Annotated in this window: 7 protein-coding genes; 6 read left to right on the forward strand and 1 reads right to left on the reverse strand. The window is 75.5% G+C overall.

Annotation, left to right across the window (positions count from 1 at the left end):
- The first annotated feature begins 92 nt into the window (after positions 1-92).
- The 4 genes from AC07AL_RS16260 (at position 93) to AC07AL_RS16275 (ending at position 6,770) form a co-directional block, all read left to right on the forward strand.
- Positions 93-539, forward strand: coding sequence for a hypothetical protein (locus AC07AL_RS16260; RefSeq protein WP_363588556.1), 447 nt, complete (start codon positions 93-95; stop codon positions 537-539).
- Between the two features lie 67 nt (positions 540-606).
- The gene (locus AC07AL_RS16265; RefSeq protein WP_478317681.1) at positions 607-2,121 is read left to right on the forward strand and encodes a carbohydrate-binding protein; all 1,515 of its coding nucleotides are present in this window, start codon (positions 607-609) and stop codon (positions 2,119-2,121) included.
- 63 nt (positions 2,122-2,184) lie between these two features.
- Positions 2,185-5,544, forward strand: a complete 3,360-nt coding sequence (locus tag AC07AL_RS16270) for a right-handed parallel beta-helix repeat-containing protein (protein ID WP_363588552.1) — start codon at positions 2,185-2,187, stop codon at positions 5,542-5,544.
- Entirely contained in the window at positions 5,541-6,770 is a 1,230-nt protein-coding gene (locus tag AC07AL_RS16275; protein WP_400985053.1) for a S8 family serine peptidase, read from the forward strand. The genes AC07AL_RS16270 and AC07AL_RS16275 overlap by 4 nt, the downstream gene beginning before the upstream one ends.
- A 191-nt stretch (positions 6,771-6,961) precedes the next feature.
- On the opposite strand, the gene AC07AL_RS16280 is transcribed toward AC07AL_RS16275, so the two are convergent.
- Positions 6,962-7,966 (reverse strand): MinD/ParA family ATP-binding protein, encoded by a 1,005-nt coding sequence (locus AC07AL_RS16280; protein ID WP_363588548.1) that lies wholly within the window; start codon positions 7,964-7,966, stop codon positions 6,962-6,964.
- A 565-nt stretch (positions 7,967-8,531) separates the two neighbouring features.
- On the opposite strand from AC07AL_RS16280, the gene AC07AL_RS16285 reads away from it, so the two are divergent.
- Complete coding sequence (locus AC07AL_RS16285; RefSeq protein WP_363588546.1) at positions 8,532-8,882, forward strand: hypothetical protein; 351 nt, start codon at positions 8,532-8,534, stop codon at positions 8,880-8,882.
- Between the two features lie 217 nt (positions 8,883-9,099).
- A complete protein-coding gene (locus AC07AL_RS16290; RefSeq protein ID WP_350879510.1) occupies positions 9,100-9,798 on the forward strand; it encodes a sigma-70 family RNA polymerase sigma factor in 699 nt (232 codons plus the stop codon).
- Positions 9,799-9,910: the final 112 nt, after the last annotated feature.

The raw sequence follows: 9,910 nt of genomic DNA on the forward strand, positions 1-9,910 counted from the left end.
CGTCGGCCGACGGACCGGCACCGCGATGAACCCGGGGCGGCCTTCCGTCCGTCGGACGAAGCGTAGGGGCGAACCGGCGGGAGGAGTGCGGGATGAGCGGGACGAGCGGGACGATGCGGGACGACTTCCGGTTGGCGTCGGTGTTCGACGCCGTGGACCCGGTGACGGGGCCGGGCTTCGGGCCGGACCGGCCGAGGATCGAGGAGCGCGCGGAGCGCGAGGCACTCGTCGGCTACCTGCGCGCGGGCGCGCCCGTGCTGCTGACGCCGATGCTGATGGACGACGTGGTGGACCGGCAGCGGCGCTCCATCGTCCCGATGGGCTTCCGTACCGACGGGTCCTGGATCTGGACCGACACCGTGACGTACTACCTGGAGGAGTACGGGCTGGCGCCCGACCCGGAGCTGCTCGCTCACGTCCGCGCGCAGGGCGACGGTCCGTGGGCGGCGCCGGACGCGGCGGTGCTGGAGCGGGCGGTGTCCTTCGTCCTGACCCCGCCGGACTCCGACGAGGAGCCGGTCTGGACGGTCGGCTCGTAGCGGCTGAACCGGTTCGGCCACTCCGTCCGTACCTCCCCACAGGAGTGTCGTCGAGTGCAGGGGATGCATGGTGGCCGAGGAGAAGCGCGGCGAGGCGGGGCGGACGGGCGCCGGGTTCCAGCTCCCGGAGGTGAACTGGGCCCTGGCGGCGGAGGTCGAGCCGCCGGAGGGTGCGTCGGCGGCGGCCGCCTCGGAGGGAACCGCCTCGGCGAAGGGTGAAGCGGCGGAGGCGGGTTCCGGCGCCGCGACCGCGGTGCTGCCCGCGCAGCCGGAGCGCGAGCAGCCGGCTGCACCTCCCGCCGTCCCGCCCGTGCCCGCACCGGCCACGGCCACGACGACCGCAGCACCCGCCACCGCAGCACCCACCGCCGCCGGGACGCCCGAGGCGGTGGCCGCCGCGAGCGTCGCCGAGCCCTCCACCGACACCGGCACCGACCAGGGCCCCCGGCCGGGCCGGGTCTCCCGCCCGATGATCGCGGCGGCCGTCGCCGTCGGCCTGGTGCTGGTGGGCACTTCCGTGGTGGTGACCCAGCTCGGCGGCAACGAGCACAAGGGCGGCCCGGCCCAGGCGGACGCCCCGCCCGGCTACGGGCAGAGTGGTGGGGACGGCGGCAACGGCTTCGTCCCGAACTTCGACGAGCACGGTGGTACCAGCGGCTCCGGCGGCACCCCTGCCCCCGGTCAGCCCGACGCGGTGGTCCCGGCCGCGGACGCCGGCACGGGCACGCCCGCCCCGGGCGACCAGCCGGCCTCGGCCCCGAACGGCACCGGAAGCAGCGGAGGCGCGGGAGGCACTGCCGCTCGATCCGGCGGAGCCGCTAACTCCGGTGGTGGAAACGCGAGTTCGACCACCGCTCCAGGTCGCGCCCAGGGCGGCTCCGGCTCCGGCTCGGGTTCCGGCTCGGGTTCCGGCTCGGGTTCCGGTTCCGGTGGCGCCGCCGCTGCCGCCGCAGGTGGCGCGGCGGGGAGCGCGGCCGGTGGCGCCGCCAACCCCGCCCCGCAGAACCCCGCGCCGCAGCAGCCGGCCCCGCAGAACCCCGCGCCGCCGCCGGCTTCCCAGCAGCCCGCGCCGCCGCCCCCGCAGAAGGCCGCGCCCACCGTCGTGGTCACCGGCCCGTACTGCGGCAACAAGAGCGGCGTGTACAGCCAGAAGGGCTGGTTCGACCAGGGCGACTCCGGCTGGCGGAGCAACTCCGGCGGCTACAGCGGCGACGGCTGCAACGGGACGTACACATCGGTGCCGATGTCCGGGGACGGCTCGGACGACAAGAACTCGGTGGTGTGGACCTTCACCGTGGACAAGGTCACCAGCTGCACCCTGGACGTCTACATCCCGGCCAGCGGGGACGTGAAGAAGGTCGGCGGGAACCCGACCTACTACACCGTGCAGAGCGGCAGCGGGTCGAGCGACTTCAAGATCAACCAGACCTCCAACCAGGGCCGTTGGGTCGGCGAGGGCACCTTCCAGTACCGCGGCTCGCTGTCCGTCACCCTGCACACCCGCGGCCAGGACTGGGTCGGCGGTAACAAGACCTACGCCCACCACGCCGCCAGCGCCATGCGCGTCACCTGCACACCCTGACCTGACCCTCATCCTCCGAGCAGGTCACGAACGAACGCCCCACGACGAAGGGAACCCCCAGGCATGTCGCGCCCGGTGCTGACGGTCTGCGCGGAGCAGCGGGAACGCGGCTCCTACCGTACGATCGGCGAGGCCCTCCAGGCAGCCCGCAGCGGCGCGGTGATCTCCGTACGCCCCGGCCGGTACGAGGAGAACCTGGTGCTCACCAAGGTGGTGACCATCACCGCCGAGGACGTCCGGGGCAGTGTGCGGATCAGTCCGCGCCGTGGCTCGGTGGTCCAGGTCCTGGCCGAGGCCGTCCAGCTGACCGGCCTGGTGATCCAGGGGCAGGACGACGACCTGCCCGCCGTCGACGTCCCGCGCGGCCAGCTCGCGCTACAGGACTGCGAGGTGATCGGCAACGCCTGGACGGCCGTCCTCACCCGCCAGCAGGGCGAACTGGCCATGCGCGGCTGCCGGGTGGTCAACACCGCCGGCGCCGGGCTGGTCGAGACCTCCACCGGCGCCAGCGTCATCGAGGACAGCGTCATCGAACACCTCGGCACCTCCGCCCTGGTGATCGGCGAACGGGCCAATCCCACCGTGCGGCGCTGCGTCCTGCGCGACGCGCGCGGCAACGGCATCTGCGCCAACGGGGAGGCGCGCGGAGTCATCGAGGACTGCGAGATCTCCGCCACCGACAAACCCGCCGTGGCCCTGGAGGAGCAGAGCACCACCCGCCTGCTGCGGACCGAGGTCCGCGACAGCGCGGTCGGCGTCTTCCTCGGCTCCACCGCGCGGGTGGTGCTGGAGGACTGCACCGTCACCGCCGTGCGCGGCCACGGCTACGTCCTCACCAACGGCACGGACCCCCTGCTGCGCCGCTGCCGCGCCGTCCGCAGCCAGGGCCACGGCCTGCACATCGCCGGCCGTGCCCGCGGCACCTTCGAGGACTGCGAGGTCACCGCCGCCGCGCAGGCCGGCATCCACGTCGACGAATCGGCCAGCCCCAGCCTGGTGCGGGCCGTGGTGCGCGACAGCGAGACCGACGGCGTCGACCTCACCGGGGAGAGCGCCGCGGAGTTCGACCGCCTGGAGGTGCGCGACGCGGCCGGCGCCGGCATCGTCATCCGTGACGGCGCCAACCCGCTGCTGCGCCGCATCACCGTCACCGACGCCGGTGGCCACGGCGTCGAGGTGGTGCGGGACGGGCGCGGCCGGATCGAGGACGCCACCGTGCTCGACGCGGGCAAGAACGGCATCCGGATCGCCGACGGCGCCAACACCTACCTCGGCGGCAGCCTCGTGCGCGGCAGCAAGGCCTGCGGCATCTCGATCGGCGCCGAGGGCATCGCCACCCTGCGCGACGTCGAGTCCGCCGACAACGCGTTCGACGGCGCGAGCGTCGAACACGGCGGCGAACTCACCGCGACCAGGACCAGGCTGCGGGCCAACCGCCGCCACGGGCTCCACCTGCTGCCCGGCGCCCGCGCCACCCTCACCGGCTGCCAGCTGACCGACAACACCGTGGACGGCCTGCGCTCGGAGTCCGCCGAACCCGTCCGGCTCACCGACTGCGTCACCGCCGAGAACCAGGGTGCCGGGCTGCGGCAGAGCGAGCCCACCGACCGGCTCGCCGTCGAGAACCTCGACAGCCGGGACAACCGCTCGCCCGACGCGCACGGCACGGTCACCGCCGCGGCGACCGCCGCCGGGGACGAGGGCGAGTCCGCCGACGGCACTCCGCAGGAGGCCCCCGCCGCTCCCGGGCCGCAGGGCCCGCAGGCCGTCCTGCAGACCCTGGTCGGGCTGGAGGGCGTCAAGGAGCAGGTCGCCACCCTGGTCAACCTCAACAAGCTGGCCCGGCGCCGCGAGCAGGCCGGGCTGCCCTCCCTCCCGATGAGCCGCCACCTGGTGTTCGCCGGCCCGCCCGGCACCGGCAAGACCACCGTCGCCCGGCTCTACGGCGCCATCCTCGCCGAACTCGGCGTGCTGCGCAGCGGCCACCTGGTCGAGGTCGCCCGCGCCGACCTCGTCGCCTCGATCATCGGCGGCACCGCGCTCAAGACCACCGAGGTCGTCATGGAGGCGCTCGGCGGCGTGCTCTTCATCGACGAGGCGTACACCCTGTCGGCCGGCTCCGGCGGGACCGGACCGGACTTCGGCCGCGAGGCCATCGACACCATCGTCAAGCTGATGGAGGACCACCGCGAGGACCTGGTGGTGATCGTCGCCGGGTACGAGAACGAGATCCGTGACTTCCTGGCCTCCAACCCGGGCCTCGCGTCGCGGTTCAGCCGCACCGTCGAGTTCCAGAACTACAGCGTCGACGAACTCACCACCATCGTCGAACACGCCGCCGGGGGCCACGGCTACGAGCTCGCCGACGGCACCCGCGAGGCCCTCGCCGTCCACTTCGACCGGATGCCCAAGGGCGCCGACTTCGGCAACGGCCGCGCCGCCCGCAAGGTCTTCGAGGAGATGGTCGACCGCCAGGCCTCCCGGCTCGCCGAACTGGAGGACTTCGACAACGCCGACCTCAGTCGGCTGCTCCCCGCCGACGTCGGCGAGCAGGCCGCCGCCGCCGTCGCCCGCGCCGCCGCCGGAGCCGACCAGCCCGAGGAGCCCGGCCTGCTCGACCGGCTGCGCGGCATGGTCGGCCTCGCCGCGGCCAAGGAACAGGTCGAGGACCTGGTCAACCTGACCCGGCAGACCCGCCGCCGCGTCGAGGCCGGACTGCCCGCTGCCACCATCAGCCACCATCTGGTCTTCTCCGGCCCACCTGGCACCGGCAAGACCACCATCGCCCGGCTCTACGGCGAACTCCTCGCAGAACTCGACGTCCTGCCGGCCGGTCAGCTCATCGAGACCGCCCGCGCCGACCTCGTCGGCCGCTACATCGGCCACACCGCGCAGCTCACCCGCGACGCCTTCGAACGCGCCCGCGGCGGCGTGCTCTTCATCGACGAGGCCTACACCCTGACGCCCCGCAACGGCACCGGCGGCGACTTCGGCCAGGAGGCCGTCGACACCCTGATGAAGCTGATGGAGGACCACCGCGACGAGGTCGTGGTGATCGTGGCCGGCTACCAGGAGGAGATGCGCGGCTTCCTCTCCTCCAACCCCGGCCTGGCCTCCCGCTTCTCCCGCGAGATCACCTTCGACCACTACGCGGACGACGAACTCGTCACCATCGTCCGCCTCCAGGCGGAGACCGCCGGGTACAACTGCACACCGGAGACGCTGGCGGCGCTCGGCGAACTCTTCGCCGCCGTCCCGCGCGACCGGTCCTTCGGGAACGGGCGCTTCGCCCGTCAGGTGCTGGAGTCGATGATCACCCGGCAGGCCGGCCGGCTCTCCCGGCTGGAGGTGGCGGACCTGGACGAACTCAGCCTGCTGCTGCCCCAGGACATCCCGGCCGGGCGGATCGGCAGCCTCGCGTGAGGACGGCGGTCGCCCTCCTCGCCGTCGGACTGCTGCTGCCGACGGCGGGCACGGCCCTGGCCGACACCCCCGCCGGCGACGACAGCCTCCCGGGCGTCACCCAGCTGCGGCGCGACGCGTCCGGGAAGCCGGCCGGCTGCCTGCCCCCGTCCACCAAGCGCACGTCGCTCACGCCCTGGCCCCAGACCTTCCTGCGCCCCGACCGGGTCTGGCCGCTCAGCCAGGGTGACGGCGTCACCGTCGCCGTCCTGGGCTCCGGCGTGACCGACGGCACCGGCCTGCTCGCCGGTCGCCTCGACTACGCCCCCAAACTCACCGGAGGCGGGGACCCAGCCCGTGACTGCGTCGGCCACGGCACCTTCCTGGCCGGCCTGATCGCCGCCGACCGCCGCGACGGGACGGGCTTCGCCGGACTCGCCCCACGGGCCCGGATCCTCGCCGTCTCCGTCACCGACGACGGCGGTGCCACGACGGCGGACCTGCTCGCCCAGGGGATCACGGCGGCGAGCGAACGGGGAGTGCGGATCATCGCGGTCGGGGCGGCGTTGCCGGCCGGCAACGACGCGCTCGCCGGGGCGGTGCGGGCGGCCCGGAGCAAGGGGGCGGTCATCGTCGCGCCTGCGGCCCCTGACGTCCAGCCCGGCTCGGGGAAACCCGGACCGGCCTATCCGGCCGCCTACGGCGAGGTCCTCGCCGTCCGCGACCTCGCCCCCGGCGGCGCCCTCCCCTCGGGCGCCGGAGCCGTCCCGATCGGCGGCCGGGTCGACCTCGCCGCCCCGGGCGACGCCGTCACCGGCACCGGCCCGTCCGCCGGCGGCAACTACACCGGCGCCGGGCCGAGCTTCGCCGCCGCCTTCGTCGCCGCCACCGCCGCCCTCACCCTCGGCAGCCACCCGGACCTCACCGCCGACCAGTTGATCCGGCGCCTGGAGACCACCGCCTACCACACCGTCACCACCCCCGACCCGCAGGTCGGCTACGGCACCATCGACCCCGTCGCCGCCGTCACCCAGATCTCCGTCCCCGACCAGGCGCCCCCCGCCGCGACACCGGCCGCCCTCGCCATGCCCCCCGCTCCACCCGCCTCCACCGCCCCCACCCAGGCCGTGGTGATCTCCCTGGCCGCACTGGCCGTCATCGCCCTCGTTGCCGCCGCCGGCGCCGTCACGCCGCGTGCCCGTGCTCGCGGCTGGCGCCCGGGGAGGGCGGAGGACGGCCAGGCGTGAGAGGTCGGCCCGGCCGTCCTCCCGCTGCACCGTCGCGCCGCTCCTCGGGCGTGGGCACCGCGCCCTCGACCGCCGGGCTCCCGGTGGCCCCGGCGCTCGTAGCCGCTCTCCGGGCGGGGGCGCCCCCTGGTTCGTCCCGTGACGCACGTACCCCGAGGCCGCCCATCCGTCCTCCGGGCGGGGGTGCGGCCTCAGACGGTGTGGCGGATGGCCAGGGCGTCGCCGACGAGGGCGGCGAGTTCGAGGTAGGCGAGGTGGGTGTGGGGGCGGAGCCGGCCGGGGGTGCCCGGGGTGTGCGCGGGGAGGAGGACGACGTCGCGGCAGAGGGTGCGGAAGTGGGCGAGGAGCTGGCGGTCGGCGACGGGGCGCTCGGTGGGCGGGCTGGGGACGAAGACGACGGTGCCGCCGCGGACGAGGTCGCCGTGGCCGCGGAAGGTCAGGTGGTCGATCAGCGCTGAGGCGTTGCGGGCGCCGTCGGCGGAGGCGTGTTCGCAGATGACCAGTTGGTCGGCGAGTTCGACGGCCGTGAGCTGGACGTCGTCCGCGGCGGCCGTGGTGTCGCTGAGGATCATCGGGTAGCGGCCGCTGAGGTCGGTCAGGGCGTCCCGGAACGCGGGGCCCGGGGTGTCCGGGCGGACGGCGAGGATGTCGAGCCGGCCGGCCGCGCTCCGGTCGAGGATCCGCCGGTCGGCGTGCGAGACGCGGGAGGCGTCGGCGAGGTCGAGGACGATCACCGGGTCGGGCCGGTGCTGCGCCAGGAGGGCGCCGAGCGTGACCGGGACGCCCTCGGCGGGCCTGCCCAGGAGGGCGATGCGGTGGCAGCTGCGCAGCGGGGTCCGGATCCGCTCCACGAGGCGGCGGCGCCGGGCCTCCGTGCCGCCGCCGAAGGGCAGTCGCAGGGCGCGCGGGTGGGCCGCCCGGTCCTGGCGCGCGGCGGGGGCCGTGGCCGGGGACGGCGTGGGTACCGCGAGCAGGGCGGTGGGGGTGGGGTCGCCGGGCGGTGCGGGCGGCTGCGCCTGAGACGCCGGTGTGCGGGTGAACAGCCGCCGTTCGGCGGGCGGGATCAGGACGGTGCCGAGTGGGTCGAGGGGCTGCCGGGGGAGCAGCGGGACGGGCTCGGGCCAGGCGGCGGGTGTGTAGTCGGGCCGTTCCGGGGTGGCGGCGGCTCCGTCGGGGCTGCCGTCGGAGAAAGCCATCGGGTGACCTCCTGGTTCACGGTGCGCCGGGCCGGACCGTCGGTGCGTTCAGTCGGGACTACGGGCGAAGGGCCCGTTCCGGTTCAACGCGCGTCACCCTGCGGATCGGTGAACCGCCCCCGGTGGAAGGTCCGTTGAGCGGGACAGGGCGCACCTCGCGTTCCTCGTCACGCTCGGAGGAGCTCATGCGCGCCACCAGGAACCGCGCCGTCACGACGGCCGGTCCGCCGTCGTCGGCCGGTCCTCCGGCCGGTGCGACCGGTGCCACCGGCGGCGGCCCGGCCTCGACGGCGGTCTGGGGCGGGGCCGGTGTCGTGGTGCGGGGTGGGCGCCCGCCCGGTGGCCGCGGTGTTGCCGAAACGCGGAGGCCCAGCCGGGCGCCTCGTCGCCGGCCGAACCGGTGTGCGGGCGGCAGCTGAGCGGCAGCTGCCCGGCCGTACCGGAAAACCCTCTGCTGGACCGGCTGTCAGTAGATACCGTCTTCGGATGGCACTCGATGCGGAACGAGTGCCATGCAGGAGCAGCCGGCGTGACTCCCGTGGGACGGGATGGGGGAGGGACAACGATGGATCCGGACGGGCCGGACGTGCGCGAGGTGGTCGCGGCGCTGGTACGGCAGGAGGAACCGAGCAGGCCCGGGCCGCCCGCGCTGGTGGTGCCCGAGGGCACGGCGGAGGAGGTGACCGCCGCCGCCCGGCGGCTCGCCCTGCGGGCGCTGCCGACCGAGCGGCGGAGGCCGGAGCCCGCACCGGGGCTGCGGGAGCTGGCGGCGGCGCTGGTGGTCGACGAGCACCCCTCGGCACCGGCCTGGTCGGCGGTGGAGCGGGAGCAGCTGGCGACCTGGGTCGCGGTGCTGATCGAGCACCGGGGGGAGGACGGGGTCCAGGAACTGGTGCGCGTGCTCAACGAGGCCTGAGGGGCGGCCTGGTGGCCGTGGGGCGGCCGGGAGATGGCTGCGAGATGGCTGGCTGGTGTCCGTGCGGAGTCCTGGCCTGCGGCCCGGCCGTGCGGGGCCGGGGCGTTGGCGGATCGTTGGTGCGGCCTTGGCGGCTGCGGGCAGTCTGCTGCTTGTAGCCGCCGGGGAAGTCCGGTCGGTGTGTCGCCCTGCCCTTGCCCGATCTGAGAGGCCGCGCGTGTCGAAGCAGCCCGTCGCCCAGCCCACGTCCGTCGCCCAGCCGCCCGTCGGCCCGCCGGCCGGCACGGACCCGTCGGCCACCACGGGATCCGCCCCCGCGCCCGGCACGCCGAAGGCGGCCCGCCCGACCCTCGACCCGGACACGCTCGCCGAGATCCACCGGCTGCACGGCGGTTACCTGCTGCGCGCGCTGCTGCGCGCCACCGGCGGCGACCGGGGCAAGGCCGAGGACATCCTCCAGGAGACCCTGCTGCGCGCCTGGCAGCACCCCGAGGCGCTGGCGGCCGGGGCCGAGCAGAGCCGCCCCTGGCTGTTCACGGTGGCCCGGCGGATCGCGATCGACCACTACCGGATGGCCGCCGCCCGCGCCAAGGAGGTGATCGGCGAGCCGCTGGAGGACCGTCCGCTCGCCGAGGACCCGTACGAGCAGGTGGTCGTCGCCCGGGACATCGCGCTGGCCCTGCGCCGGGTGCAGAAGCACCACCGCGAGGTGCTGGTCGAACTGCACCTGCGGGACCGCTCGGTGGTGGAGGCGGCGGCCCGGCTCGGGGTGCCGCCGGGGACGGTCAAGTCCCGCAACTTCTACGCGATCCGGGCGCTGCGCCCGGTCCTCGCGGCGGAGCACGGCTACGGCCCGGCCGACGGCCGGGGCCAGGCGGCCGCGCTCGACCGCCCGGGTGCCGCCGTCTCCCGCTGACCGTTGACTGCTGACCGCTGACCGCTGACCGGGTCCCCCGGGGGGGGGGGGGGGGGGGGGGGGGGGGGGGGGGGGGGGGGGGGGGGGGGGGGGGGGGGGGGGGGGGGGGTGT

It is taken from the genome of Kitasatospora sp. NPDC043949 (genome assembly GCF_056435365.1).

What these genes read in the sequence shown, in the direction of transcription:
- AC07AL_RS16285 (WP_363588546.1), top strand. Translation starts at nt 8,532, where the DNA reads ATGGATCCGGACGGGCCGGACGTGCGCGAGGTGGTCGCGGCGCTGGTA.
- AC07AL_RS16265 (WP_478317681.1), top strand. Translation starts at nt 607, where the DNA reads ATGGTGGCCGAGGAGAAGCGCGGCGAGGCGGGGCGGACGGGCGCCGGG.
- AC07AL_RS16280 (WP_363588548.1), bottom strand. Translation starts at nt 7,966, where the DNA reads ATGGCTTTCTCCGACGGCAGCCCCGACGGAGCCGCCGCCACCCCGGAA.
- AC07AL_RS16270 (WP_363588552.1), top strand. Translation starts at nt 2,185, where the DNA reads ATGTCGCGCCCGGTGCTGACGGTCTGCGCGGAGCAGCGGGAACGCGGC.
- AC07AL_RS16260 (WP_363588556.1), top strand. Translation starts at nt 93, where the DNA reads ATGAGCGGGACGAGCGGGACGATGCGGGACGACTTCCGGTTGGCGTCG.